Origin of the sequence: Bradyrhizobium sp. BR 10289, assembly GCF_019455385.1 — a bacterium.
Taxonomy (GTDB): domain Bacteria; phylum Pseudomonadota; class Alphaproteobacteria; order Rhizobiales; family Xanthobacteraceae; genus Bradyrhizobium.
This window is the reverse complement of the sequence record NZ_JACOFR010000028.1, coordinates 12,897-38,889: the sequence shown is the minus strand read 5'-3', so window position 1 is coordinate 38,889 and position 25,993 is coordinate 12,897. Positions and strand designations below refer to the sequence as shown.

Genomic DNA, 25,993 nt, shown 5'->3' with positions numbered 1-25,993 from the left:
CGATTTCGTTCAGTCATTGAGAACAACCAATCCGTCCGCAGCCTTCACGCCCTGGCCTTCCGGCAGCACGAACACCGGATTGATTTCGGCCTCGACGAGGCGGTCGCCGAGCTGCGCAACCATGCGCGAGAAGGCAACGATCGCGGCTGCGAGCGCATCGACATCGCATGCCGGCCGGCCGCGAAAGCCGTCCAGCAGCGGCCACGTCACGAGGTCGCGCATCATCGCTCCGGCTTCGGACAGATCGAGGCCGCCTTGGGGTGGCAACAGACGCATCGTCGTGTCCCTGAACAGTTCGGCGGAGACGCCGCCCATGCCGAGCAGGATCGCCGTCCCCAGCGGATCGCGATGCATCCCGAGAATGATCTCGACGCCGCCGGAGATCATCTCCTGAACCAGAAAACGTTCGGGTCGCTTGCCGGCCTTCGCCTCGACCTCTCCGGCCATCGCCGTCAGGCGCTTGCCGATCGTCTCGGCGGTCAGGCCCACGGCGACGCCGCCGACATCGCTCTTGTGCGCGATCTCGCGCGAGAGAATCTTGAGGACGACCGGGCCGCCAAAGTCCCGCGCCGCCTGCTCCGCTTCGGTCGATGTCGCGATCACCTTCTCGGCGACGATCGGAACGCCGAAGCGGGCGAACAGCGCCTTGGCCTCTGCCTCATCCAGCGAGCCCGCCGGGACGTCACTGATATCGACCGCCGGCCCCACCGAGCCGGATGTCTGGACCTGCTCCGGCAGTCCCGCCCGCAAGAGCCCGTCGAGCGCAGCGGCGCAGCTCTCGGCCGACGTATAGGCCGGCACGCCTCGCCCGGTGAGGACGGCGACCACCTCGGGCGCGTAGGGGCTGACATAGGCGATGACGGGCTTATCGCTCATCGGCAGGCAGTCGCGGATGGCATCGGCCATCAGCGTCGGCGATCCCACCGCCGACGAGCCGACGATGATGGTGAGCGCATCGTAGGAGGGACTTGCGAGCAGGATGCGGATCGCGGCGCGCAGCAGGTCCGGCTGCAGGCCGGCCAGCGTCACATCGATCGGATTGCGATCCAGCGCGGTGTGCGATCCCGATTGAAGGCTGCGCAGTTGAGCCGCCGTCTCCGCGTCGGGCGCGGGTGTGGCAAAGCCGGCGACGCCCAGGCTGTCGGACACGATCGTGCCGGCGCCACCGGTCGAGGTGAGGATCGCCACACGCTTGCCGGACAGCTTGCGTCCGGCCGCAAGGGCCGCAGGAATGTCGAGCAGGTCATCAAACGTTCTGGCGCGGATCACGCCGAGCTGCCTGAACAAGGCGTCGTACATCCGGTCGGAGCCCGCAAGCGCCCCGGTATGCGAGACAGCCGCCTTTGCACCCGCTTCCGATCGCCCGATCTTGAAGGCGACGACGGGCTTGCCGGCGCGGCGCGCCTTAAGCACCGCATCGCGAAAGCGCGCGGGGTTGCGGATCGCCTCGATGTAGAGCGCGATCACCCTGGTCGCGCCGTCATCGGCCAGAAAGTCGATGAAATCGGCGAGCTCGAGATCGGCCTCGTTGCTGGTCGACACCAGCTTGGACAGCCCGACTCCGCGCGCGGCGGCGCGCGACAGCAAGGCGCCGAGAATGCCGCCGCTTTGCGAGACCAGCCCGATCGCGCCTGCCGGGAAGCGGTCCATCGCCAGCGCGCCGGAGGCCGACAGCACGATATTGTCGGTGAGATTGACGAGACCGATCGTGTTCGGCCCGAGCAGGCGCATGGATCCGGCGGCTTCCGTCAGCTGCTTCTGCCGCGCGGCGCCCTCCGCGCCGGTTTCGGTGTAGCCGCTGGCAAGAACGATCGCAGCAGCGCAGCCGCGCGCGGACAATTCGCGCACCGCGATATGCGCGCGCTCCGCACCTAACAGGACGATGCCGACGTCGGGCACGGCAGGCAGCGAGGCCACGTCGGCGTAGCAACGCAAGCCGCCGATGTCTGCGACCTTCGGATTGACGGGATAGATCTCGCCCGCAAAGCCGTGCTTCCTGAGATAGGAGACCGGCCGCCCCGACGTCTTGGTCGGGTCAGCCGAGGCACCGATGATCGCGACGCTGCGCGGCCGGACCAGGCGTTCGATCGCATCCATCGCTCAATCCTTCGACGTGGATTGCGCGAGGAACGCCGTCACGGCGTCGCGATGCTCGGCGCTGGTATAGCAGATCGCCTGCGCCTGGCTGCCGAGACTGAAAATGTTGTGCGCGGAATGCTCGAAAGTCTCGTTCAGGATCTTCTTGCCCAGCGCCAGCGCGGTGGGAGAGCCCTGCGCCAGTTCGGCCGCCCAGGCCTGCGCGGCCGGCAGCAACTCGCTTGCAGCCACCTTGCGATCGACGATGCAGAGCGACAACGCTTCGTCGGCCTCGACCATGCGCCCCGTGAAGATCAGCTCCTTGGCCCTGGGAAGCCCGACCCGGCGCGGCAGAAAGTACAGGCCGCCGCCGTCGGGAATCAGGCCGCGCTTGATGTAGGACCAGGTGAATTTCGAGCGTTCCGTTCCCATCACGAAGTCGCAGGCCAGCGCGGTATCCGCTCCCAAGCCCGCCGCGGCACCGTTGACGGCCGCAATGGTCGGCTTCGGCAGGCCCATCAGGAAGGATTGCACGTGGTGCACGCCCTGCTGGCGGCTCCATCCGTTGAAGGCGACTTCCCCCTGCGGCGACTCCAGCCGGCGCTTCATGCCACTGATATCGCCACCGGCGCAGAAGGCGTTGCCACGCCCGGTCAGCACCAGCGCCTTGATCGCCTTGTCGCGGGCGACGGTTTCGAGAGCATGGACGAACTCGGCGCGCATGTCGTCGCTCATGGCGTTGCGCCGTTCCGGCCGGTTGAAGGCAATCGTCGCGACACCGGCGTCGACGGAAAATTCGATGAGCTGGTAGGACATGGCAAGCTCCGAGCGGGCTTTCGAATGCCGATGTCAGGCCGCGACGCTTCCTCGATGAACCGCGCGCGGCCGGGCATTCTTCTTGCCCCTGGCTATATCGGCTTGCACCGTCCCGAACATCCCCCTAATTCCACTGAGTGGAAATGATCTGGGAGGCTGGATATGACGCAGGCGCGCAGATATGCGGGTGGGGTTGATGGCAACCGGTCGCTGGAGCGAGGCATCGAGATCCTCCGGGCTTTCCGGCCCGGCGTCGACACGCTCGGCAATGGCGAGATTGCGGAACGAACAGGACTGCCGCGATCGACGGTCAGCCGCCTGACCAAAACGCTGGTCAATTCCGGAATGCTCGACGAGGTCCGCGCTGAGCGGACTTACCGCCTTGCCGCCTCCGTCATCAGCATCGGTCACGCGATGCGGACGGGATCGCCCGTGCTCAACGCGATCGGCGCGATGATGCGCGCCGAGTCGGCGAAGCGCCGGCTCAACGTGGGGCTGGCGACCGCCGATCGAACCATGATGGTCTATCTCGAATCGATCCGCTACAGCCCTCGCGCGGCACTGCGCAACGTGGTCGCGGGGCAGCAGGTGCCGATGGAGCTCACCTCGCTCGGTCGCGCCTATCTCGCCGGCATTGAAGCGGCCGCACGCGAGCGATTGCTCAAACACTTCAAACGGCGCAGCCGTGCTGCCACGAGAGCGCTGCTTGCGGACGTCAGAAGATCGATCGGCGCCGTCGAGCGCGACGGCTATTGCGCGGTGTCGTGGCAGCCGGCCGTGCTTGCCGTCGCAACGCCCATCGTGCTGGAGGGGCTGCCGGTCTACGCCCTCAACATGAGCCTGCAGAATGTCGACCGGTCCCACGCGCTGGCGAACGAGATGGGTGCGTATCTCACCGCCTTCGCGGCCAGGTGCAAGGAGGCGCTGGCAATTCCCGCTGGGATCTGAAGACGCCTGTTGCTACTTCTGCCCAGTGGCAGACGAGCCGGCGGTTGATGTCGAACTTCCCGCAGTCGATCCGGTGCTGGGCGATGCTGGTGCGGACTTCGCCGGCGCGCTCGGCCCGCCTCCATTGTTGTCCGCTGGTGTATTCAGGCTCGAGGCTCCCGCGCCTGCCGCGCCGCCCGTGCCGGAAGAGTTGATGCTGCTGCCCGTCCTGGATGCGCCGGATCCGTTCTGTGCATCGGCGGGAAACGTCGTGATCAGGGCCGCGCCGAGTACGGCGATGGCGAGAATCTTCATGGCGGCTGCTCCAGTGCAAGAGACGATCATGGAAGGACGGGCACGACTTCGGCGGCGCTGAATCGGCAGGGCTGCTCGATCGGCAACTGCGGCGGACGCGAAAGGTGCCTATTCGAAAACTGTCTTAGGAACCGCCGAACGTCGCGACCGTTGCCGGTCGAAAGAGCCGCCTGGGCGCACCTCAGCCTCGTCAAGCAATGCGAAGGGGCTGCAGACCCGTTGCGAAAACGGAGTGGAGCAAAAAATGAAATATCTCGCGATTTTTCTGAGCCTCATGTTTGGAAATTTGCCCTTTGCCCTCGCGCAGAGCAACTCGGGTGGATCGGCCTCCGGCCAGACGACGACCAATTCGTCCAGCGTGCAGGGCACCGCCGGCACAAACGCCAGCGGCACGGTCAACACGAACCAGGGTAACGCCTACGGGAACAACGCGGCGGGCGGGGTCAGTGCCGGCAGCGATCGGACCGGCCAGCCTGCAACCAGCAACCACACATCCGGCACTTCGGCACAGGGCAGCGGCAAATAGGCCCGTTGATAGGTCGCCTCGCAAAGTTGGAGTTACAGCGTATCCGGTGTCCGCATCGGGTTCGATTTGTCTTCGTTGCGTAGCTCCTGCTCGGCCGCGCGCCAGAACTCTTCCCCACGACCCTCGGGCTTGCCCGCTCGCTCCCACAGGACGTGTGCGCGTTCTCGGATGTCCTGCTCGGTTGGCTCGTGCATTGGCACCTCCTGCAAAAGTCACGGCTCACCGGGGTAAGGTTGGACCGTGCAGCCCAGCGACGCCGATTCAAGCCCCGATCACAGACATGAGTTCCTCGCGACCATGTGCATGGAATCGCTCAAAGGCGGGGGAGCCAACTGCGGGAGCCCCGTCTCACATGTCGCGCGACAGCGCGATCACTGCGACGGTCATGGTGTTGGCCTCGCGATCGAACATCATGCAGCTCTCATCCTGATAGATGCAGCCACGGCCATCCTGATTTGAAATCAGCGTCCATTTCAACGCCGGCATCGCGCGGGCAAGCTCCTGAGAGCTGATGAACGGACAGGTTTCTGCCGCGCGTGCGGGAGCGGCCGGAACGGCTGCGATTGCAAGGAATATGACGAGGCGGGAAAGGAGACGATCGATCACGCGCATCGGACAATGTACCACAGCACACGGAGCGCTCTGGAAAATAGCACGAGCTCCTATGTAGTTGAAACTAAGCTATAAACGCCGATTTTGACCTCCAGAGCCATACGTCCTAGGATAGAAAATGCCGTAGCTCTACAACTTGCCAACCACGCCAAACATTGCGAGTCTTCCGGATGGCGTTTGGAGAACAGCGGCGCTCAGGCCATGGTTTTGGTTGATCTGTCATGCCGGTAGAAGGCAACCGCCCGAAGATTGTCGTGACGATTCACGGAATCCGGACGACAGGCGTTTGGCAAAAACAGATCACTCCATATCTCGCGAAACAGGGCCTGATCCCTTACCATATTGACTACGGCTATTTCCTCGCCCTCGCTTTCCTGTTTCCACCGTTGCGACAGCGACAGGTGGAGAAGGTCAGAAAAGAAATGCGCCGTCTCGTTGAACTGACGGGCGCGTCGCGGATAAGTGTGATCGCCCACAGCTTTGGTACCTATCTCGCGATGGAGGCGCTGCGCGCCGATAATGGGGAGCTGAAGTACGACCGAGTCGTACTGACCGGCTGCATCCTGGCGAACGACTTCAGCTGGACCGATATCCTCAATCCTGCGCGCGCGATGGTGATGGCGGTGCGCAACGAGCGCGCGACCAAGGATTGGGTGGTCAGCGCCGCCGCCTTCGCGTCGCGCCGGCTGTATTGGATCACGCGGCTGCGAGCCGGTGATGCCGGCCGCACGGCGTTCGAGCAAAAACATCCGGCCTTGCTGGACTACCAAACAGAGGGCGGTCATAGCGAGGTGCACAACCAGCTGAAGTTCGAACAATGGGCGCGATTCATCGCCTATCCGCTGCTGCCGCCGGACATTCTCGACCTGATCATCATCGAGCTCGACGCATTACGGCAGGAGGTGGCGCGAGCGTTCCAGGGCAATGCCACCCTGATCCGGATCAACCTGTTCGCACCGATCGCCGGCGCCTTGCGAATCGTGCCTGGCGCCACGGTCAACATGAACTACGCCCCGGAGCTCGATCTCAAGATCTCGCCGGATCACGGCGCGACGGGGACGGCGTTCAAGCAGAACACGGTGGCCTTCGTGATAAAGGGCGACCGGGGATGGGGCGGCAATTTGCTGCCGGGCAAAGAGCTTGATAAACTGCACCCCCAGCTTAAATGGGTCTTATCCTTTCCCATATATAGTAAACTCCGGGAAACCGTCATCGCGGTGGTGAGCATCGACGGGCTCGAAACCTTGCCGGCGCCACTGCAGGCCGATCGAAACTCCGACGAATTCAAGGGAACGGTGATGTTGCCATATCCGTTCATCAGGGATCGAATAAGTCCGTACCTGGACATTGCGTTTCGCGGGGAAAAAGCTCCAGAGACCACGGTGTGACATGAAGATTCAGACTGTTTCGGCGACGCCCACCACAAGCAAGGGCGAGGATACCGGTGTCTTCACGATCAAGATAACCGGGCCGTTCGACTCATCCAACACAACGCTGCAAGCGGCGCGTAACATAGCCCTCCGCACGGGCTCCACCAAAATGCTCGAATCCCTGGATCGCTCCATCGAGCGAATGGAAATCATCGAGAAAGACAACGAGGGTTAGGCCTTGAGTTCGCCGCCAGCGCCTGCTGCGATCAGCCCGCCGGAATTGGTTGCCCGAGCGCGCCAGGCGCTCGGTTTCGCCTACGCCCGTTACTCGAACTTCGCGGTCGCGGCAGCGGTCATCGACGAACGCGGCCGCCTATTTCAGGGCGTAAATGTCGAGAACGCCTCTTACGGCCTCACCATCTGCGCCGAACGCGCTGCGATATTTTCAGCAGTCTCGCAGGGTGCCCGCCGTATTACAGCGATAGCGATTACGGCGGAAAAGACCAAGGCGCTGGAGCCCTGCGGTGCCTGTCGACAGGTCATGCTGGAGTTCTGCGAACCCGGCACCAGGGTCTTTCTGGACACCGGGACAAACGAGCCCATCGAACGAACGGTCGGCGAGCTCATGCCGCACGCCTTCACTTTAAAAGACGTACCTGTCTGATCGCTGGTTTCTTCGCGCTGGCTCCGGCTTGCCATCGCGCCCGCGATTGCAGCCGTGCTTGCAGCGAATTCGGCGGAATGGCGCGCCCGGAACGATTCGAACGTCCGACCCTCAGATTCGTAGTCTGATGCTCTATCCAGCTGAGCTACGGGCGCGTTTTTCGCGAATAGTGCGGGCTTTGGCCCGCACGCAGCCGCCGGCGAGGCCGGAGGGGGTGCGAAAGAGCGCTCTGACTAACCGCTCTTGCCGCGGTTGGCAAGGTCCGGATTGGGGAGATTTTCGCGTATTTTCACCCCTCAGTCATTCCGGGGAGCGCCACTTCGCGCGAGCCCGAAATCCATAACCACCAGCCGGGGTTATGGATTCCGGCCCGGCCCTTTGGGCCGTCCCGGAATGACAGAGGAGGAGGTTGCTCCGATCGCTCGGCTCTGCCACTGGCCTAGCCCTACGCCCTTTGCCGCTCGTTGCGGATGGAAAGGAGTTCCACGGGGCGGTCGGGGATGACGATGCGGAAGGTGGCGCCGATGGTGCCTTCGACCAGGTGAATATCGCCGCCATGGGCGCGGACCAGCTCGGCGGCAATCGCAAGGCCCAGGCCACTGCCGCCGGGGCGGCCGGAGGTCTGGAAGGCCTCGAACAAATGCTCCCGGGTCTTCTGGGGGACGCCGGGGCCGGTATCCGAGACTTCGAGAATGGCGACGGCGCCTTCGCGTTTGCCGGTGATCCGGATCTGCTGCGCACCGCCCCCCTCCGACGCATGGCTCTCCAGCGCCTGGGCGGCGTTGCGGACGAGGTTGAGCAGCACGCGGAACAACTGGTCGGGATCGGCATCGACCGCCAATCCGCGCTCGATGGCGGCGACCCAAGCGATCGAGGCGTCGGAGGCGAGACCCGCGGTCTCACGCACCTCCAGCACGACCGGCTCGATCAGGATCATGCGGCGGTCGGGCGCGGCTTCCTGGGCGCGGCCATAAGAGAGGGTGGACTGGCAGAAGGCGATGGCGCGCTCGAGCGAGCGCACCAGTTTCGGCGCAAAACGCTGCACCCGCGGATCCGGCACGCTGGCGAGCTGGTCCGACAACAGCTGCGCCGAGGCCAGCAGGTTGCGCAAATCGTGGTTGATCTTGGAGACCGCCAGACCGAGCGCGGCGAGCCGGCTCTTCTGATGCAGCATCGACATCAGGTCGCGCTGCATGTCCGACAATTCGCGCTCGGCGACCCCGATCTCGTCGCTGCGCTGGCTCGGCACGATGATCCGCGCCGAGCTTTCCGGATTTTCGTGGAAGCCGACCAGACTCGCGGTCAGCCGCCGCATCGGCCGCACGAAGAGATAATGGAGCGCAAGATAGACCAGGCCCGCGGTCAAGACGCCGATGATCAGCGCGACCACCACGACGTTGCGGGAAAAACGGTACATCGACTGCCGCAGCGGCAATTCGTCGGTCACGATCTCGACGAACTGGGCGTTGCCGACGCCGGGGCCGACGATGCGGATCGGCTGGTTGCCGGTCTCCAGCATCATCTGGAAAGAGCCGGTGATGGCCTCCCACACCGTCATGTCGCGCAGATCGACGTCGTGCTCGATCGTCGCAGGCAGATTGTCGCTGGCGAGCAGCCGGCGCTGCTGGCCCATCTTGATGGCGACGGCGCGGGCATTGATGCTCTTGAGGATCTCGCGCGACAGCGAATCGGGAACCATGCCGAGCGGCGCGGCATCCAGAACCAGCGCCGCCGTGTTGGCGGCCGCGACGCGGTCGTTCAGCCGGTTGACCCAGAAGTTGGCGATAGCGGGGACGTAGAGCAGGATGGCTGCGATCATCACCAGAGGAACAGTCAGCAGCAGCAGCTTGCCGGACAGCCCAAGCCCGCCCGGCCCACGCGGCCGCGTGGCCGGTGGATCCGGCTGATCCGTATCCTGGATCGGCTGGAGATCTGTCGCTGCCACGAAATTCGTCCTCACTGACTTTCGGTGAACGATCTTGCCGGTGAACGATCTGGCGGAGGAAGGATGCGGCCCGCCCCCGGCCCGGTCAAATTACGGATCGCTAATCTGCCAAGGTGGGATGTAAGCGCTGATAGAGCGAGTCGCCACCTCAAGGGTTAAAAACCCCCGCACAAACAGCGATATTCACCGGAAGCGCGCGTTTGTGCGGCGTTGACGAAAACAAGACGCTCCCTTATAAGCCGCCCGAATTGTCCGCGATGAACCCGGTGTGATGCCGGGGGCGGCTCTCTTGGGGCCGAAAAGGGCCCGTTTTGGGCCACATCTTCCGGACATTACCCTTAATTCTACAGGCAAATTGCCCGGTCAGCGGAGAAAAACCCGTGAAGCGGACTTATCAACCCAGCAAACTGGTGCGCAAGCGCCGTCACGGCTTCCGTGCCCGTCTCGCCACTGCCGGCGGCCGCAAGGTCCTCGCCGCCCGCCGCGCCCGCGGCCGCAAGCGTCTGAGCGCCTGAGCCGGACCCCCATTTTTGGGATTTCATCATGGATCGGCTGAGGCAGCGGGCGGATTTCCTCGCCGTTGCCAATGGCGCGCGGGTGAATAGTCCCGCGTTCGTCCTGCAGAGCCGTCTCCGCGACGACCTTGGTCCTGTCAGGATCGGCTTCACCGTTACCAAAAAGAACGGCAACGCCCCCGAGCGCAATCGCATCCGGCGCCGGCTTCGCGAACTGGTGAAGCGGCTCGATCCGGCGTCGATGCAGCCCCATCATGATTATGTGCTGGTCGGACGCAGGGACGCGCTCTCGCGCGACTTCACGACCATGCTCGACGATCTGCGCATAGCGTTCACGAAGCCCGCACGGCATACGGCCAAAGCGCGCGGCCCGAAGCCTGCCTCCCCTGCCGCGACCAGCCGCAAACCGGATTGATGACGAGACAATCGAGATGACCGACAATCGCAATACCATCCTCGCCGTCATTCTGTCGGGGCTCGTCCTGATCGCCTGGCAATATTTCTACAACGTGCCGGCGATGGAGAAGCAGCGCGCCCAGCAGCAGGCGCAGGCCGAGTTGCAGAAAGGCACGCCGCAGCCGACGGCCTCCGCGACACCGGGCGCCGCGCCGCAGGCCGGCAGCACGACGCCGACCACCGCGCCTGGCGCGAACCAGCCGGCGCAGCCGGTCGTGTCCCGGGACGCCGCCATTGCCGCCAGCCCGCGCGTGAAGATCGACACGCCGCGCCTCGCCGGCAGCATCTCGCTGAAGGGCGGCCGCATCGACGACCTCGCGCTAGTGCAGTATCGCGAAACGGTCGACCCGAAGTCGCCTGCGATTATCCTGTATTCGCCCTCGGGCACGGCAGAGCCCTATTACGCCGAGTTTGGCTGGGTGGCCGCGACGGGCGTGACGGCGAAGATGCCGGACTCTCAAACCGTCTGGCAGCAGGACGGCAGCGGCAGCCTGACGCCGACGACGCCGGTGAAGCTGAAATGGGACAACGGCGACGGCCTCACCTTCCGCCGCACCATCTCGGTCGACGACCACTATCTCTTCACCATCAAGGACGAGGTGAGCAATGTCGGCAACGCGCCCGTCACGCTCTATCCGTTCGCGCTGATCTCGCGCCACGGCACCCCGCAGGTCTCCGGCTATTACATCCTGCATGAAGGCCTGATCGGCTATCTCGATGGCTTGCAGGAATACGCCTACAAGAAGATCGACGAGGCCAAGAAGGTGGACTTCAAGGCCACCAATGGCTGGCTCGGCATGACCGACAAATATTGGGCCTCGGCGCTGCTGCCCGACACCAATGCCCAGCTCCAGGCGAGTTTCTCATCGACCCTCGCCAACAACATCCGCGGCTACCAGACCGACTATCTGCTCGATCCCGTCACGGTCGCGATCGGCGGCACCGCGACCGCGAATGCGCGGCTGTTCGCCGGCGCCAAGGAAGCCGGCGTGGTCGGCGTATTCCCGTTCGCCGGCCTCGGCGGCTACAACAAGGAGCTCGGCCTCAACCATTTCGATCTGCTGATCGACTGGGGCTGGTTCTACTTCATCACCAAGCCGATGTTCCTCGGCCTCGACTTTTTCTACCGCTTCTTCGGCAATTTCGGCATCTCGATCCTGCTCGTCACCGTGATCGTGAAGCTGTTGTTCTTCCCGCTGGCGAACAAGTCCTACGCCTCGATGGCGAAGATGAAGTCGATCCAGCCGCAGCTGCAGGCGCTCAAGGAGCGCTATCCCGACGACAAGGTGAAGCAGCAGCAGGAGATGATGGAGATCTACCGCAAGGAGAAGATCAATCCGGTCGCCGGCTGTCTTCCCGTGGTGATCCAGATCCCGGTGTTCTTCTCGCTCTACAAGGTGCTGTTCGTCACCATCGAGATGCGGCACGCGCCGTTCTATGGCTGGATCAAGGACCTCTCGGCGCCCGATCCGACCAATTTGTTCACGCTGTTCGGCCTGATCCCGTTCGATCCGACCACGATTCCCGTGTTCGGCCATTACCTCGCGCTCGGCATCTGGCCGATTATCATGGGCATCACGATGTGGTTCCAGATGAAGCTGAATCCGACGCCGCCGGATCCGACACAGCAGATCATCTTCAACTGGATGCCGCTGATCTTCACCTTCATGCTGGCCGGCTTCCCGGCGGGCCTCGTGATCTACTGGGCTTGGAACAACACTCTCTCGGTGCTCCAGCAGAGCTTCATCATGCGCCGCAACGGCGTGAAGGTGGAATTATTCGACAATCTCAAGGCGACGTTCGCGCGGAAGGCGACGTAGCTTTTTCCGACAAGCGCCCGCCTCGGTGCGGCGGGTACACTGCCTCCACATCGTCATGCCCGGGCTTGTCCCGGGCATCCACGTTTTGGAAGCTAGCTCCGAGAAGACGTGGATGGCCGGGACGAGCCCGGCCATGACGCGAGGGTAGACCTTTCAGATGACCGATAAGTCAGACGACAAGCTGATCGAGGCCGGGCGCAAGCTGTTCGCGCGCGACTGGCAGTTCATCTGGGCTTCGCCCTCGATCCAGACGCTGCCGCCGATGGACGGGCTGGAGATCGCCTTTGCCGGCCGCTCCAATGTCGGCAAGTCCAGCCTGATCAACGCGCTGACGGGGCGCAACGCGCTGGCGCGCACCTCGCACACGCCAGGCCGCACCCAGGAGCTGATCTTCTTCGAGGTCCCCGGCAAGAAAGACCTGCGCCTCGTCGACATGCCCGGCTATGGCTATGCCAAGGCGCCCAAGAGCCAGGTCGCATCCTGGACCGAGCTGATCCACACATTCCTGCTCGGCCGCGCCTCGCTCGCGCGCGTCTATGTGCTGATCGACGCGCGGCATGGGCTGAAGGACGTCGATCTCGATATCCTTGGGACGCTCGACCGTTCCGCCGTCAGCTACCAGATCGTGCTGACCAAGGCCGACCAAGTGAAGGCGACAGAACTGCAATCGCGCATCGCCGAGACCGAGGCTGCACTGGCAAAGCATCCCGCCGCGTTCCCGAACGTGCTGGCGACGTCGTCGCGCAGCTCGACCGGCATGGCGGAACTGCGCGCCGCGATGGCGAAGCTGCTGGAAGAGCGGAGCAAGTGATGGCGCGCCTCTTGATTGGGCTTGCCGGTTTGATGGGCGGCGCCGGCGTCGCGCTGGCCGCCGCCTCCGCGCATGGCACCGACGCCAGCCGGCTCGCCTCCGCCAGCGCCATGCTGCTGTTTCATGCAACTGCCATACTTGCGACCACAGCGCTGCTCGCGCGCGGCCTTCTGCACGGCGGAATTGGACTCGTGGCCGCATTCGGTTTCGTGCTCGGCGCTGCGCTGTTCGCGGGCGACCTGAGCTTGCGGCAATATGCGGGGCACGCGCTGTTTCCGATGGCGGCGCCGACCGGCGGGACGGTGATGATTTTGGGGTGGCTGGCGGTGACGCTGGCGGCGGCGGTGGCGAAGCGCTGACCCTGTAGCCCGGATGGAGCGCAGCGCAATCCGGGGCCGAATTCGCGGCTAGATTCCCGGAGTACGCTTCGCTCCATCCGGGCTACGGCGACATGCCAGCCACACTTTGCGCCCCGCCCGCCAATCGGATAGAACGCGCACCGACCGTCCCGCCAGCGAGATCCGTGACATGACCGACATCTCTCCGCTCGACCAGGCCCGCATCCTGTCCGAAGCGCTGCCGCACATGCAGCAGTATGACGACGAAACCATCGTCATCAAATATGGCGGCCATGCCATGGGCGACGAGGAGACCGCGAAGAACTTTGCCCGCGACATCGTGCTCTTGGAGCAGACCGCGATCAATCCGGTCGTGGTGCACGGCGGCGGGCCGCAGATCGCGACCATGCTCAAGCGCCTCGGCATCGTCTCGGAATTCGCGGCCGGCCTGCGCATCACGGACGCTGCGACCATCGAGATCGTCGAGATGGTGCTGGCCGGCTCCGTCAACAAGCAGATCGTCGGCTACATCAACGAGGCCGGCGGCAAGGCCGTGGGCCTCTCCGGCAAGGACGGCAACATGGTGAAGGCGTCGAAGACGACGCGCACTATCGTCGATCCGGACTCGCATATCGAGAAGGCGGTCGATCTCGGCTATGTCGGCGACCCCGAGAAGGTCGACCTCACGCTGCTCAACCAGCTGATCGGCTACGAGCTGATCCCGGTGCTGGCGCCGCTCGCGACCTCCAATGAAGGCCAGACGCTGAACATCAACGCCGACACCTTTGCCGGCGCGGTTGCGGGCGCGCTCAAGGCAAAACGCCTGCTGCTGCTCACCGACGTGCCTGGAGTCCTCGACAAGTCGAAGAAGCTGATCCCGCAGCTTTCGGTGAAGGACGCGCGAAAGCTCATCGCCGACGGCACCATTTCCGGCGGGATGATCCCGAAGGTCGAGACCTGCATCTACGCGCTCGAGCAGGGCGTCGAGGGCGTCGTCATCATCGACGGCAAGATGCAGCACGCCGTGCTGCTGGAGCTGTTCACCAATACGGGCACGGGCACGCTGATACATAAGTGATGGGCGAGCACGACCAGCGGAAAAAGGTCGTCATGCCCGGGCTTGCCCCGGGCATCCACGACTATCCGCGGTCGCTGGTCCACGTGGATGGCCGGGTCAAGCCCGGCCATGACGAGCCGAGAGAGCGGCGGCCCCGCCGCTCCCCCCTCACCCGTTTCCTCATGACGCTGCCGGCCGCGGCCGTCTCGTTCCTCTTCTCCTCCGCCCCCGCTTTCGCGGACCTCAAAATCTGCAACCGCATGTCCTATGTCGTCGAGGCCGCGATCGGCATCGACGACAAGGCGGCGACCGCGACGCGCGGCTGGTTCAGGATCGACCCCGCCAGCTGCCGTGTGGTGGTGCAGGGCACGCTCTCCGCCGACCGCATCCTGCTCAACGCCCGCGCGCTCGGCGTCTATGGCGCCTCGCCGATCCCGCAGAACGGCCGCGACATGCTGTGCGTGGCGCAGGACAATTTCGTCATCGCGGCCGCGCGGCAGTGCCGCAGCGGCCAGACGCAGGTCCCCTTCACCCAGGTGACGCCGACGCAAGGCGACGACGGCAATCTCGTTGCCTATCTCGCCGAGGATGCCGAATATGACGACGAGCAGGCGCGCCTCGCCGGCATCCAGCGGCTGCTGGTGATCATCGGTTATGACGTCGGCGCGATCGACGGCGTCGACGGGCCGAAGACGCAGGCAGCGCTGGCCGCGTTCCTGAAGAGCCGGGGGCTCTCGTCCGATGCCGTGTCGTCGCAAAATTTCTTCAAGACCATGGTCGACGCGACGCAGACACCGTCCGCGAGCGGCCTCACTTGGTGCAACGACACGCCGCATAAGGTGATGGCGGCGATCGCCACTGACGACGGCAAGTCCGTGACCAGCCGCGGCTGGTACCGCATCGACCCCGGCAAGTGCCTGCATCCCGACGTGACCGGCCAGCCGAAGCAGATCTTCAGCTTCGCGGAAGCGATCGATGCCGACAACCGCACCATCAAGGTGAAGGACAAGCCGCTGAACTGGGGCGGGGACAGGCAGCTCTGCACGCGCGAGACCAAGTTCGAAACCAACGAGCAGACCGATTGCCCCGCGCGCGGCTTTGCGGCGACGGGCTTTGGCGCGGTTGACATGTCGAGCGGCGGCAAGACGCTGCGCTTTGCGATGCCGTGAGTTGAAAGAGTTGCGATGAAATCTCCCCGCACCTTCTCGCATATCGACACCTGGGTGTTCGACCTCGACAACACGCTCTACCCGCATCACGTCAATCTGTGGCAGCAGGTCGATGCGCGGATCGGGGAGTTCGTCTGCAACTGGCTCAACGTCGGGCCCGCAGAAGCGCGCAAGATCCAGAAGGATTATTATTTGCGCTTTGGCACCACGATGCGCGGCATGATGACCCTGCATGGTGTGCGCGCCGACGACTACCTCGCCTACGTTCACAAGATCGACCATTCACCGCTGGAGCCGAATCCGGCGCTTGGCGCTGCCATCACGAAGCTGCCGGGGCGAAAGCTGATCCTGACCAACGGCTCGGTCGATCACGTCGATGCGGTGCTGGCGCGGCTCGGCCTCGCCAGCCATTTCGACGGCGTGTTCGACATCATCGCCGCCGGGTTCGAGCCGAAGCCGGCGGAGCAGACCTACCGGAAATTCCTCTCCGACCATGCCGTCGATCCGGCCCGGGCCGCGATGTTCGAGGATCTCGCCCGCAATCTCACCGTCCCGCATCAGCTCGGCATGACCACGGTGCTGGTGGTCCCTGACGGCACCAAAGAGGTGGTGCGCGAGGACTGGGAACTGGAAGGCCGGGACGCGGCCTATGTGGATCACGTCACGGATGATCTGGCGGGGTTTTTGGCCAAGCTGTCTCCCCAATAACTGCCGTCGTCCCGGGCAAGCGTCAGCGCAGACCCGGGACCCATAATCACGGAATTCGGTTATCGCGCGAGCTCGCAACTCCGAGTCTTCGCCAAACCACTCCCTGTGGTTATGGATCCCGGATCGGCGCTCCGCTTCGCTGCGCTTGTCCGGGATGACAACCGAGGTATGGACGACAGCGGAGTATGCCTTGACTCTCCCCCGCCAAATCCCGAAAAAGCGCCCCAATCCCTCGAAATTCCTGATCCGAAGAGGAAATCCCGATGTCCCTGTCCGCCCTCGAATCCACCATCAACAGCGCTTTCGACGCGCGTGACGGCATCTCGACCTCGACCAAGGGCGAAGTGCGCGAGGCCGTGGACCAGGCGCTGGAGACCCTCGACAAGGGCGAGGCACGCGTTGCCGAGCGCGGCGCTGACGGCAAGTGGAAGGTCAACCAGTGGCTGAAGAAGGCCGTGCTGCTCTCCTTCCGCCTCAACGACATGGACGTCATTCCCGGCGGCCCGGGCCAGGCGAACTGGTGGGACAAGGTGCCCTCGAAGTTCGAAGGCTGGGGCCCGAACCGTTTTCGCGACGCTGGTTTCCGTGCGGTGCCGGGCGCGGTGGTGCGCCGCTCGGCCTTCATCGCCAAGAACGTCGTGCTGATGCCGTCCTTCGTCAATCTCGGCGCCTATGTCGATGAGAGCACCATGGTCGACACCTGGGCCACCGTCGGCTCCTGCGCGCAGATCGGCAAGCGCGTGCACATCTCCGGCGGCGCCGGCATCGGCGGCGTGCTCGAGCCGCTGCAGGCCGAACCCGTCATCATCGAGGACGATTGCTTCATCGGCGCGCGCAGCGAGGTCGCCGAAGGCGTGATCGTGCGCAAGGGCGCGGTGCTGGCGATGGGCGTATTCCTGGGCGCCTCGACCAAGATCGTCGATCGCGAGACCGGCGAGATCTTCGTCGGCGAAGTGCCGGAATATTCCGTCGTGGTCCCCGGCGCCCTGCCCGGCAAACCCATGAAGAACGGCCAGATCGGCCCGAGCACGGCTTGCGCCGTCATCATGAAGCGGGTCGACGAGCGCACGCGCTCGAAGACCAGCATCAACGAGCTGCTGCGGGATTGATCGGCACTACCAGCGCCACTCCCTCACCGTCACCCTGAGGTGGCCGCCTCTTCGGCGGCCCTCGAAGGGCGACGGCCCCGGCTGGCGGCTGCATCGTGGCCGTACATCCTTCGAGGCTCTCCCTGCGGTGCTCCGCACCGCAGGCCTCGCACCTCAGGATGACGGGTCTGGTAGCCTATCGAACCCACCCTCCCTCCATCGCGACCAATCTTCGGGTGGCCCCACCGCCCGGAGCCTTTCGCATGGACTGGACCTGGTACCTCTTCCGCTTCGACGGCCGCATCAACCGCGCTCTGATCTGGCAGGCGCTGCTGATCGTCGCGCTGGCGGCGGGCCTGCTCGAACTGATCAACCAGGCGATCCACGTCCTCAACGGCCAGAGATCGTTCACCACCGGCCTGACCGTGAATTTCGATTTCGGCCTCGACGACCTCTTCAAGGCGGTCGATCCCCGGGCCCACCATTTGCCGAGACCGGTCGATGCCACCAACCTGATCATCAGGGGGATCGGCAACGCGCTGTTCCTGTGGATCTACCTTGCGACGGCCATCAAGCGGCTGCACGACCGCGACAGGAGCGGCTGGTGGATCGTTCTGTTCTTCTTCGTCCCGGGACTCTACAGCCAGTTCTCGGACCTGCTGCCTCGCTCCTTGACACCGCCGTTCAGCCTCACCGCGTCGATCCTCTGGCTGTGGGGCGTCGTCGAGATGTTCATCGTACCCGGCACGTCCGGCCACAACAGGTTCGGCCCGGATCCGCTGCTTGATGTCGAGGACAGCGCGGCCGCTTCCCCTGCGAAAAGCTGGGAGCAGAGCCGCGAGATCGAATTCGTGCCGCCCACCGCTAGCCCACCCGGCGGCATGCATGTTAAGCGGGGCGCATGACCGATGCTCTCTCGATTGCCCGCGATCTCATCCGCTGCCCCTCGGTAACCCCTGAAGATGCGGGTGCACTGGGTGTGCTTGAAACGGCCCTCAACGCCGCAGGCTTCACCTGCCACCGCGTGACGTTCAGGGAGGACGGCACCGCCGACGTCGACAATCTGTATGCGCGGATCGGCACCGCAGGGCCGCACATCACCTTCGCCGGCCACACCGACGTGGTGCCGCCCGGCGACGAGAGCGCCTGGAGCGTTGGCGCCTTCTCCGGCGAGGTGAAGGATGGTTTCCTGCACGGCCGCGGCGCGGTCGACATGAAGGGCGGCATCGCCTGCTCGGTCGCAGCCGTGCTGGAGCATCTCGCCGCCAATGGCGGCAAACCGCGTGCCGACGGGACGGGCTCGATCTCGTTCCTGATCACCGGCGACGAGGAAGACGTCTCCATCAACGGCACCATCAAGCTGTTGAAATGGGCCGCCGAGCGCGGCGAAAAGTTCGATCATTGCGTGCTGGGCGAGCCTTCCAATGTCGAGGCCCTCGGCGACACCATCAAGGTCGGCCGCCGCGGATCGCAATCCGGCACGCTTTATGTCGACGGCGTGCAGGGCCATGTGGCCTATCCAAACCGCGCCGTCAATCCCGTGCCGGATATTTCGCGGTTGATCGTGGCGATCTCGGACGAGCCGCTCGACAATGGCAGCGCGCAATTCCAGGCGTCGAATCTCGAATTCGTCTCGGTCGACGTCGGCAATAGGGCTTTCAACGTCATCCCCGGCGAGGCCCGCGCCAGGTTCAACATCCGCTATAACGACAATCACACGCAGGCGTCCTTGCGCGAGCTGGTCGAGACGCGGCTGGCAAAGGCCTGCGGCAACCGCATCAAGGCCCGCATCGTCTGGGAGCCGTCGAACTCCAACGTGTTCGTCACCAAGCCGGGCTCGTTCACCGATCTCGCGGTGTCCGCGATCGAAGAGGTGACGGGCCGCAAGCCGGAGCTGTCGACATCAGGCGGTACGTCGGATGCGCGCTTCATCTCGAGCTATTGCCCGGTGATCGAGTTCGGCCTGGTCGGCCAGACCATGCACCAGGTCAACGAGCGGGTGCCGGTGGCGGATTTGGAGAAGCTGACAAAGGTCTATCGCGGGATACTGGCAAGGTATTTTGGGTAGCTGACAACCCCTGCTCCGTTGTCGCAACTTACTCCGCTGTCATCGCCCGACTCGATCGGGCGATCCAGTATTCCAGAGACAGCAGTGATTGAGCCGAGGGGCCGCGGCGTACTGGATGCCCCGGTCAAGCCGGGGCATGACACCGAAAGCGTGGTGAGCGCGTGCCCGCACTCGGCGCACACGCCTCCTCAATAATCCACCTGCATCAGATACAGCCCCTCCGGCGGCGCGACGATGCCGCAGGCGGCGCGGTTGCGGGCTGCCAGTGCTGCGGAGAGATCATCCGCGGTCCAGCGGCCCTCGCCGACCCAAACCAGCGAGCCCACCATCGAGCGCACCTGGCTGTGCAGGAACGAGCGCGCCGAGGTGGTGATGATGATCTCGCGGCCGTCGCGCGTCACGTCGAGCTGGTCGAGCGTCTTCTCCGGCGATTTGGCCTGGCACTCGGTGTCGCGAAAGGTCGTGAAATCGTGCTTGCCGAGCAGCCGCTTTGCCGCCGCGTTCATCAAGTCGGCGTCGAGCTTGCGCGGCACGCGCCAGGCGTGGCCGACGTCGAGCGCGAGATTGGCGCGGGTGTTAATCACGCGATAGCGGTAGTGGCGCTTCACAGCGGAGAAGCGAGCTTCGAACGTGTCAGGGACGATCTCGGCCTCGAGCACCGCGATCGGATGCGGACGCAGATGCGCATTCAGCCCGTCGCGAAACCGGCCCGGCGGAAACTGCTTTTCGATATCGACATGCGCGACCTGGCCGCGCGCGTGCACGCCGGCATCGGTACGGCCGGCGCCATGCACCCGCAGCTCCGCGCCGGTCATCGCCTTCACCGCGGCTTCCAATGCGCCCTGCACCGAGGGCAGCGTGTCCTGGATCTGCCAGCCGAAGAACGGCGCGCCGTCATATTCGATGGTGAGCTTGTAGCGGGGCATCGTGTCCAGTTCTGCTGTCATCGCCCGGCTTGACCGGGCGATCCAGTACGCCGCGGCCTACCGGTTCAACCGAGAAGCCTCGGCGTACTGGATACCCCGCCTTCGCGGGGTATGACAGTGTTAGGTGAATTTCGAGCCCGCCTTCAACGGCACGCCGCGCAAAAACTCTGCCGCCTGCATCCGGCCCTTGCCTTCGCGCTGGAGCTCGATGATGCGGATCGCGCCCTCACCGCAGGCAATGGTGAGCTGGTTGTCGAGTACCTCGCCCGGCGCGCCGGAGCCCTGGGCGAGCTCGCAGCGCAGGATTTTTATGCGCGCATTTTCGAGTTCGGCCCAGGCGCCGGGAAACGGCGACAAGCCGTGGACGTGGCGCAGCACCGCGTGTGCGGGCTTGCTCCAGTCGATCCGCGCCTCGGCCTTGTCGATCTTGGCGGCGTAGGTGACGCCCTCCTCGCTCTGCTTCTTGAGCTGAAGCCCGCCGCGGTCGAGCGCGGCCATCGCGCGCACCATCAGGTCGGCGCCGAGGCGGGAGAGGCGATCGTGCAAATCGGCCGCGGTCATGCTGTCGGTGATGGGGAGACGCTCGGCCATGGCGACGTCGCCGGTGTCGAGACCGACATCCATCTTCATCACCATCACGCCGCTCTCGGCGTCGCCCGCCATGATCGCCCGGTTGATCGGCGCGGCGCCGCGCCAGCGCGGCAACAGCGAAGCGTGCAGATTGTAACAGCCGAGCTTCGGCGCATCGAGGATCGCCTGCGGCAGGATCATGCCGTAGGCGACGACGACGGCCGCGTCGGCATCGAACGAGCGAAACTCCTCCAGCGCGTCCTGTGTCTTCAACGTCTTCGGCGTCAGCACGGGCAGGCCGAGCTTTCGCGCCGCTTCTTCAACGGGGGTCGGCTGCAATTGCAACCCGCGCCGCCCGCCCGGCTTCGGCGCGCGGGTGTAGACGGCGACGATCTCGTGGCCGTGCGCGACCAGCTCGAGCAGCGTCGGCACGGAGAAATCGGGCGTGCCCATGAAGATCAGGCGGAGGGGCATGTGGCGCGGCAATCCTCGGAAGCGAACAAGGTACTCGTCATGGCCGGGCTTGTCCCGGCCATCCACGTTCTTCCTGCTCGCTGCGGCAGAGAACGTGGATGCCCGGCACGTTAGCTTAGAGACGCGCTCAGCGCTGTTGGCCGGGCATGACGGCGGAGGATCTGGCTACTCCGCGCGCTTGGCGGCTTTCTCGAACTTCTTGATCACGCGGTCGCGCTTGAGCTTCGACAGATAGTCGACGAACAGCACGCCGTTGAGATGGTCGATCTCGTGCTGGATGCAGGTGGCGTAGAGGCCTTCGGCGTCCTCCTCGTGCACCTTGCCGTCGAGATCGGTGAAGCGCACGCGCACCTTGGCGGGCCGCTCGACCTCTTCGTAATATTCGGGGATCGACAGGCAGCCTTCCTCGTAGACCGACATATCCTCGGACGAGGCGATGATCTCGGGATTGATGAAGACGCGCGGCTCGCGCCGGGTTTCGCCGTCCTGATCGGGCTTGGCGAGGTCCATGGTGATCAACCGCAGCGGCTGCGCGATCTGGATCGCCGCAAGCCCGATGCCTGGCGCGTCGTACATGGTCTCGAACATGTCGTCGGCAAGCTTGCGGATCTCCGGCGTGACCTTCTCGATCGGCTTGGAGACCAGACGCAGCTGCTTGTCGGGCAGGATAATGATTTCTCTGAGGGCCATGGCCGCGATTTAAGCCCCGCATCGAATACGGTCAATGCGGTCAGGAACCCGGTTAACCTTTCGCTAACCATAAAACTTCAGGTTTCGTTAACCATAAAAATTAACCGGGCTTTTACCAGAAATGTTCGCTATTCGTTCGTGCGGCCCGCCGAATCGGATAGAAGGGCAGGCATGAACGAGATCGTTTTCATGCTGGGCGACTGGCCGGTGCGCACGATTGATGCGCTGATCGGCCTCGGCGCTCTTATCCTCATCCTGCTGATTGTAATTGCCGTCGTGATCGCGCGCTCGGGGCGGCGCGGCGCGGAACTCGCCATGGCCAATGCGATCCGCGCCGATGAGCTCGAGGAGCGGCTCGCCCAGGTGCTGCACGCCCAGAGCGAGGCCGCAGGGAGGGTCGATGCCATGACCCAGGCGCTGGCGGGCCGCCAGGCCGAGATGGCGCGCGCGGTCAACGAGCGGCTGGATTCGGTAACCCATCGGGTCGGCCAGTCCATGGAACACTCGACCCGCAACACCATGGAGAGCCTGCGCGCCCTGCACGAGCGGCTCGGGATCATCGACAACGCGCACAAGAACCTCACCGACCTCACCACGCAGGTGACGACGCTCCGCGACGTGCTCGCCAACAAGCAGTCGCGCGGCGCGTTCGGCCAGGCGCGGATGGAGGCGATCGTCCAGGACGGTCTGCCCAAGGGGTCCTACGAATTCCAGCACACGCTCTCGACCGGAAAGCGGCCCGACTGCGTCGTGTTCCTGCCCGACCAGCGCCCGCTCTGCATCGACGCGAAATTTCCGCTGGAGGCGATGACCGCGCTGCACGACGCCCGCACCGACGAGGAGCGGCGCATCGCCACGCAGCGGCTGCGCGGCGACGTCATGAAGCATGTCAGCGACATCGCCGAAAAATACCTCGTCACCGGCGAGACCCAGGACATGGCGTTGATGTTCGTGCCGTCGGAATCGGTCTACGCCGAAATCCATGACGGTTTCGACGACGTGATCCAGAAGGCCTATCGCGCCAAGGTCGTGCTGGTGTCGCCCTCGCTGCTGATGCTCGCGATCCAGGTGATGCAACAGATCATGAAGGACGCGCGCATGCGCGATGCCGCCGATCAGATCCAGACCGAAGTGATCAAGCTCGGCGACGATCTCGGCCGTCTGCGCGACCGCGTGCTGAAATTGCAGAAGCACTTTGCCGACGCCAACGAGGACGTCCGCCAGATCCTGATCTCCGCCGACAAGATCGAGAAGCGCGCGGGGCGAATCGAAGAGCTGGATTTCAGCAAGAGCGACGCGCCGGCAGACGGGCCGAAGCTGGTCGCGACGGCGCCAGATCTGTTTCCGAGGAAGCTCCAGGCGGGGGAGTGAGTTCAGGGCACATGGTCATGCCCCGCGAAGGCGGGGCATCCAGTACGCCGCGGCAGACGTTGTTGAACCGACGCGCCGGTGATTTACTGGATCGTCCGCGTTCGCGGACGATGACGGCGGAGTGGGGGGCAGCAGATGGGCGATCGCCACTACTACGTCTACATTCTCGCCAGCAAAATCGGCGGTACGCTGTATATTGGCATGACGAACGATCTGATCCGCCGCGTGGCTGAACATAAGTCAAAGCTCATCGAGAGCTTCACGGAAAAATACGACGTCGCAAGGCTGGTCTATTTCGAGCAGTTCGAGGACCCCGAGAACGCAATCAAGCGTGAGAAGCGACTGAAGAAGTGGAACAGAGCCTGGAAGGTCCGCTTGATCGAGCAGCACAATCCGAATTGGGATGACCTGTACCACGAGATCGCCGGGCCACCCTGACGGTGTCATGCCCCGCGGCGCTGTCATGCCCCGCGAAGGCGGGGCATCCAGTACGCCGCGGCAATCGTGATGGAGCCGAGGCGCCGGTGACTACTGGATCGTCCGCCTTCGCGGACGATGACAGCGAGGTTGTTGAGGCTCTTTCCATCTCACCGGCTACGGCGAGTCTTTTCGCCCAGAATCTGCTAACACCTCCCCATGACCGCACCCGACGCGACCTCTTCCGCCGGCACCGACACGGCTCCCACTTCCTGGCGCGACAGCCTTGCCGTATACCTGCAACCGCGGGTATTGATCGTGCTGTTCCTCGGCTTCTCCTCGGGGCTGCCGCTGGCGTTGTCGGGCTCGACGCTGCTGGTGTGGATGCGCGAGGCCGGCGTCGATCTCAAGACCATCGGGCTGTTCGCGCTGGTCGGCACGCCGTACACGCTGAAATTCCTGTGGGCGCCGCTGGTGGATGCGCTGCATGTGCCGCTGTTCACGCGCGCGTTCGGGCGGCGGCGCGGCTGGCTGGTGTTTTCGCAATTGCTGCTGATCGTCGCGATCCTGCTGCTGGCGATGACCGATCCGGCACAATCGCCGTTCTACGTCGCACTCGGCGCGCTGCTGGTGGCGACGACGTCCTCGACGCAGGACATCGTGGTCGACGCCTTCCGGGTCGAGAGCTTGCCCGAGAGCGAGCAGGCCGCCGGCATGGCGGCGTACGTCGCCGCCTACCGCATCGGCATGCTGGTCTCGACCGCGGGCGCGCTGTTCATCGTCTCGGGCTTCGAGAGCACCGGCATCACCCGCACCTCCGCCTGGATGTGGGGCTATGTGGTGATGGCATCGATGGTGCTGATCGGCACGATCACGGCGCTGCTCGCGACCGAGCCCGAGCAATCAGTGCGAGCCGAAGCTGCAACGCAGACCGACACCGCGTTCACGCGCGTGCTGCACGCGGCGATCGGCGCCTTCTCCGAATTTTTGACGCGCAAGGATGCCCTCGTCGCGCTCGCCTTCGTCGTGCTGTTCAAGTTCACCGACGCGTTCTCGGGCACGATGACGGCACCGTTCGTGATCGACCTCGGCTTCACCCGCAACGATTATGCGGCAATCGTGAAGGGCGTCGGCCTTGCCGCGACGCTGATCGGCGGCTTCGCCGGCGGCTTTGTCGCACGGCGCTATTCGCTGGCGACATCGCTCTGGATCGGCGGCGTGGTGCAGGCGCTGGCCAACCTCTCCTTCGCTTGGCTCGCGATCGTCGGCACCAATCAATGGGCGCTGGCGCTGGCCATCTGCGCCGAGAATTTCACCAGCGCCATCGGCACGGTGATCTTCGTCGCCTATCTCTCCGCGCTGTGCCAGAACCCGCTGCACACGGCGACGCAATATGCGCTGCTCACCGCGCTGGCGGCGGTGGGGCGAACCTATCTCTCCTCGGGCGCCGGCTTTGTCGCAGCTTCGACCGGCTGGCCGCTGTTCTTCGTGATCTGCGTCCTGGTGGCGATCCCGAGCCTGATCCTGCTGGCCTGGCTCCAGAAGCGCGGGCACTTCGATGCGCTGGGGCCGGTGCGGGTCTGATCGCACCTACCGGACCACGCCCGAGGTGAACCCGGCCTTCCGGCGCGGCGGCTTGATATCTTTCTTCAGGAAGCAGCGCGCTTCGCGCCCCGTATAGCCAGGGCGGGCATAGGTGAAGGCGCGGCACTTGTTGTCGGCGGTGCAGGCCGCCTTGCAGACCTCCTCGCCTTCGCCGTCCTTGAGCTCGAAATTACGCAGGTCGCCGCCGGGGCGGTCGATCGACGTCTCCACGCCTTCGATGCGGGGCTCGATCACGCCGGCGCCGCGCACGCCGGAAATGCAGCAACTGCCCGGCACGCGGGCCGGCACGGTGTTCTTGAGCCAGCACACCGCCGAGCCTCCTTCGACGTCGGGATAGCTGAAGCTCCAGGAGCGGCACTTGCGGTCGCGCTCGCACAGCAGCGCACAATCCTCGGGGTCGCCCGACGTGATCGGCTGACTGAAATAGTCGCCGCCGGGCCGGTCGAACGCCGTCTGGGCATGCGCAGGCGAGCTCGCAAGCACGAGCGAAAACAGCGCGGCAAGAGCCACGACGCTTGCCAGGCCCCTTGCCATGACGGCCACGGACAGGCGGCTCTTCCCCATCGGAACAGCTTTCGAGTTATTGATGACGCTCAGGTTTTTTCAGCTGGTCATTTGATCGCCGCAAACCTGTACGGGCGATGAACGGCCTAAATCCT

At 64.5% G+C, this 25,993-nt stretch carries 29 protein-coding genes and 1 tRNA gene; 20 read left to right on the top strand and 10 right to left on the bottom strand.

Annotation, left to right across the window (positions count from 1 at the left end; genetic code table 11):
• Nucleotides 1-9: 9 nt before the first annotated feature.
• Both HYH08_RS31870 and HYH08_RS31865 read right to left on the bottom strand, forming a co-directional pair.
• Nucleotides 10-2,097 (bottom strand): acetate--CoA ligase family protein, encoded by a 2,088-nt coding sequence (locus tag HYH08_RS31870; RefSeq protein ID WP_220013790.1) that lies wholly within the window; start codon nt 2,095-2,097, stop codon nt 10-12.
• A 3-nt stretch (nt 2,098-2,100) separates the two neighbouring features.
• The gene (locus HYH08_RS31865) at nt 2,101-2,892 is read right to left on the bottom strand and encodes an enoyl-CoA hydratase/isomerase family protein (protein ID WP_220013789.1); all 792 of its coding nucleotides are present in this window, start codon (nt 2,890-2,892) and stop codon (nt 2,101-2,103) included.
• 162 nt (nt 2,893-3,054) lie between these two features.
• On the opposite strand from HYH08_RS31865, the gene HYH08_RS31860 reads away from it, so the two are divergent.
• The 3 genes from HYH08_RS31860 (at nt 3,055) to HYH08_RS31850 (ending at nt 4,660) form a co-directional block, all read left to right on the top strand.
• Nucleotides 3,055-3,840, top strand: coding sequence for an IclR family transcriptional regulator (locus HYH08_RS31860; protein ID WP_220013788.1), 786 nt, complete (start codon nt 3,055-3,057; stop codon nt 3,838-3,840).
• 25 nt (nt 3,841-3,865) lie between these two features.
• A complete protein-coding gene (locus HYH08_RS31855; protein ID WP_220013787.1) occupies nt 3,866-4,195 on the top strand; it encodes a hypothetical protein in 330 nt (109 codons plus the stop codon).
• 183 nt (nt 4,196-4,378) lie between these two features.
• Nucleotides 4,379-4,660, top strand: a complete 282-nt coding sequence (locus tag HYH08_RS31850; protein WP_220013786.1) for a hypothetical protein — start codon at nt 4,379-4,381, stop codon at nt 4,658-4,660.
• A 32-nt stretch (nt 4,661-4,692) separates the two neighbouring features.
• Here HYH08_RS31850 and HYH08_RS31845 read toward each other — a convergent pair whose 3' ends face one another.
• A complete protein-coding gene (locus tag HYH08_RS31845; protein WP_220013785.1) occupies nt 4,693-4,854 on the bottom strand; it encodes a DUF2934 domain-containing protein in 162 nt (53 codons plus the stop codon).
• Nucleotides 4,855-5,008: 154 nt separating this feature from the next.
• Nucleotides 5,009-5,266 carry a hypothetical protein gene (locus tag HYH08_RS31840; RefSeq protein ID WP_228748211.1) on the bottom strand — a complete coding sequence of 86 codons (258 nt, stop codon included), beginning with the start codon at nt 5,264-5,266 and terminating at the stop codon, nt 5,009-5,011.
• Between the two features lie 227 nt (nt 5,267-5,493).
• Here HYH08_RS31840 and HYH08_RS31835 point away from each other — a divergent pair, with 227 nt between their 5' ends.
• The 3 genes from HYH08_RS31835 to HYH08_RS31825 are packed head-to-tail and all read left to right on the top strand — an operon-like array spanning nt 5,494 to nt 7,306.
• Nucleotides 5,494-6,660: a lipase family alpha/beta hydrolase gene (locus HYH08_RS31835; RefSeq protein ID WP_220013784.1), complete on the top strand. Its 1,167-nt coding sequence runs from the start codon at nt 5,494-5,496 to the stop codon at nt 6,658-6,660.
• 1 nt (nt 6,661) lies between these two features.
• The gene (locus tag HYH08_RS31830) at nt 6,662-6,877 is read left to right on the top strand and encodes a hypothetical protein (protein ID WP_220013783.1); all 216 of its coding nucleotides are present in this window, start codon (nt 6,662-6,664) and stop codon (nt 6,875-6,877) included.
• A 3-nt stretch (nt 6,878-6,880) separates the two neighbouring features.
• Nucleotides 6,881-7,306 (top strand): cytidine deaminase, encoded by a 426-nt coding sequence (locus HYH08_RS31825; RefSeq protein ID WP_220013782.1) that lies wholly within the window; start codon nt 6,881-6,883, stop codon nt 7,304-7,306.
• 78 nt (nt 7,307-7,384) lie between these two features.
• On the opposite strand, the gene HYH08_RS31820 is transcribed toward HYH08_RS31825, so the two are convergent.
• Both HYH08_RS31820 and HYH08_RS31815 read right to left on the bottom strand, forming a co-directional pair.
• Nucleotides 7,385-7,461, bottom strand: a tRNA-Arg gene (locus tag HYH08_RS31820).
• Nucleotides 7,462-7,751: 290 nt separating this feature from the next.
• Complete coding sequence (locus HYH08_RS31815; RefSeq protein WP_220013781.1) at nt 7,752-9,251, bottom strand: ATP-binding protein; 1,500 nt, start codon at nt 9,249-9,251, stop codon at nt 7,752-7,754.
• 380 nt (nt 9,252-9,631) lie between these two features.
• Between HYH08_RS31815 and rpmH the strand changes: the two genes are divergently transcribed.
• The 11 genes from rpmH to dapE all read left to right on the top strand — a co-directional run bounded on the left by rpmH (nt 9,632) and on the right by dapE (nt 19,281).
• A complete protein-coding gene (gene rpmH, locus HYH08_RS31810) occupies nt 9,632-9,766 on the top strand; it encodes a 50S ribosomal protein L34 (RefSeq protein WP_008542748.1) in 135 nt (44 codons plus the stop codon).
• Nucleotides 9,767-9,794: 28 nt separating this feature from the next.
• On the top strand, nt 9,795-10,181 hold the full coding sequence (gene rnpA, locus HYH08_RS31805; RefSeq protein ID WP_220013780.1) for a ribonuclease P protein component: 387 nt from the start codon (nt 9,795-9,797) through the stop codon (nt 10,179-10,181).
• 16 nt (nt 10,182-10,197) lie between these two features.
• A complete protein-coding gene (gene yidC, locus HYH08_RS31800) occupies nt 10,198-12,042 on the top strand; it encodes a membrane protein insertase YidC (protein WP_220013779.1) in 1,845 nt (614 codons plus the stop codon).
• 157 nt (nt 12,043-12,199) lie between these two features.
• Nucleotides 12,200-12,853: a ribosome biogenesis GTP-binding protein YihA/YsxC gene (gene yihA / locus HYH08_RS31795; protein ID WP_220013778.1), complete on the top strand. Its 654-nt coding sequence runs from the start codon at nt 12,200-12,202 to the stop codon at nt 12,851-12,853.
• The gene (locus HYH08_RS31790; protein ID WP_220013777.1) at nt 12,853-13,212 is read left to right on the top strand and encodes a DUF423 domain-containing protein; all 360 of its coding nucleotides are present in this window, start codon (nt 12,853-12,855) and stop codon (nt 13,210-13,212) included. The genes yihA and HYH08_RS31790 overlap by 1 nt, the downstream gene beginning before the upstream one ends.
• Before the next feature lie 169 nt (nt 13,213-13,381).
• Nucleotides 13,382-14,269 carry an acetylglutamate kinase gene (gene argB / locus HYH08_RS31785; protein WP_220013776.1) on the top strand — a complete coding sequence of 296 codons (888 nt, stop codon included), beginning with the start codon at nt 13,382-13,384 and terminating at the stop codon, nt 14,267-14,269.
• 161 nt (nt 14,270-14,430) lie between these two features.
• Nucleotides 14,431-15,417 (top strand): DUF1036 domain-containing protein, encoded by a 987-nt coding sequence (locus HYH08_RS31780; RefSeq protein WP_220013838.1) that lies wholly within the window; start codon nt 14,431-14,433, stop codon nt 15,415-15,417.
• Between the two features lie 15 nt (nt 15,418-15,432).
• Nucleotides 15,433-16,125, top strand: coding sequence for a pyrimidine 5'-nucleotidase (locus tag HYH08_RS31775; RefSeq protein WP_220013775.1), 693 nt, complete (start codon nt 15,433-15,435; stop codon nt 16,123-16,125).
• A 263-nt stretch (nt 16,126-16,388) separates the two neighbouring features.
• Complete coding sequence (dapD, locus tag HYH08_RS31770) at nt 16,389-17,234, top strand: 2,3,4,5-tetrahydropyridine-2,6-dicarboxylate N-succinyltransferase (protein ID WP_220013774.1); 846 nt, start codon at nt 16,389-16,391, stop codon at nt 17,232-17,234.
• Nucleotides 17,235-17,476: 242 nt separating this feature from the next.
• A complete protein-coding gene (locus HYH08_RS31765; RefSeq protein WP_220013773.1) occupies nt 17,477-18,118 on the top strand; it encodes a DUF805 domain-containing protein in 642 nt (213 codons plus the stop codon).
• Entirely contained in the window at nt 18,115-19,281 is a 1,167-nt protein-coding gene (gene dapE / locus HYH08_RS31760; RefSeq protein ID WP_220013772.1) for a succinyl-diaminopimelate desuccinylase, read from the top strand. Before HYH08_RS31765 ends, dapE begins: the two co-directional genes overlap by 4 nt.
• A 188-nt stretch (nt 19,282-19,469) precedes the next feature.
• On the opposite strand, the gene truA is transcribed toward dapE, so the two are convergent.
• The 3 genes from truA to def form a co-directional block, all read right to left on the bottom strand.
• Nucleotides 19,470-20,207 (bottom strand): tRNA pseudouridine(38-40) synthase TruA, encoded by a 738-nt coding sequence (gene truA, locus HYH08_RS31755; RefSeq protein ID WP_220013837.1) that lies wholly within the window; start codon nt 20,205-20,207, stop codon nt 19,470-19,472.
• 120 nt (nt 20,208-20,327) lie between these two features.
• Nucleotides 20,328-21,251, bottom strand: a complete 924-nt coding sequence (gene fmt, locus HYH08_RS31750) for a methionyl-tRNA formyltransferase (protein ID WP_220013771.1) — start codon at nt 21,249-21,251, stop codon at nt 20,328-20,330.
• Between the two features lie 165 nt (nt 21,252-21,416).
• Nucleotides 21,417-21,941: a peptide deformylase gene (gene def / locus HYH08_RS31745; protein WP_220013770.1), complete on the bottom strand. Its 525-nt coding sequence runs from the start codon at nt 21,939-21,941 to the stop codon at nt 21,417-21,419.
• A 171-nt stretch (nt 21,942-22,112) separates the two neighbouring features.
• On the opposite strand from def, the gene HYH08_RS31740 reads away from it, so the two are divergent.
• The 3 genes from HYH08_RS31740 (at nt 22,113) to HYH08_RS31730 (ending at nt 25,313) form a co-directional block, all read left to right on the top strand.
• A complete protein-coding gene (locus tag HYH08_RS31740; RefSeq protein ID WP_220013769.1) occupies nt 22,113-23,312 on the top strand; it encodes a DNA recombination protein RmuC in 1,200 nt (399 codons plus the stop codon).
• Between the two features lie 135 nt (nt 23,313-23,447).
• Nucleotides 23,448-23,750 (top strand): GIY-YIG nuclease family protein, encoded by a 303-nt coding sequence (locus HYH08_RS31735; RefSeq protein WP_220013768.1) that lies wholly within the window; start codon nt 23,448-23,450, stop codon nt 23,748-23,750.
• 198 nt (nt 23,751-23,948) lie between these two features.
• On the top strand, nt 23,949-25,313 hold the full coding sequence (locus HYH08_RS31730; RefSeq protein WP_220013767.1) for an AmpG family muropeptide MFS transporter: 1,365 nt from the start codon (nt 23,949-23,951) through the stop codon (nt 25,311-25,313).
• Between the two features lie 6 nt (nt 25,314-25,319).
• Here HYH08_RS31730 and HYH08_RS31725 read toward each other — a convergent pair whose 3' ends face one another.
• Nucleotides 25,320-25,898, bottom strand: a complete 579-nt coding sequence (locus HYH08_RS31725; protein ID WP_220013766.1) for a PAN domain-containing protein — start codon at nt 25,896-25,898, stop codon at nt 25,320-25,322.
• Nucleotides 25,899-25,993 lie beyond the last annotated feature (95 nt).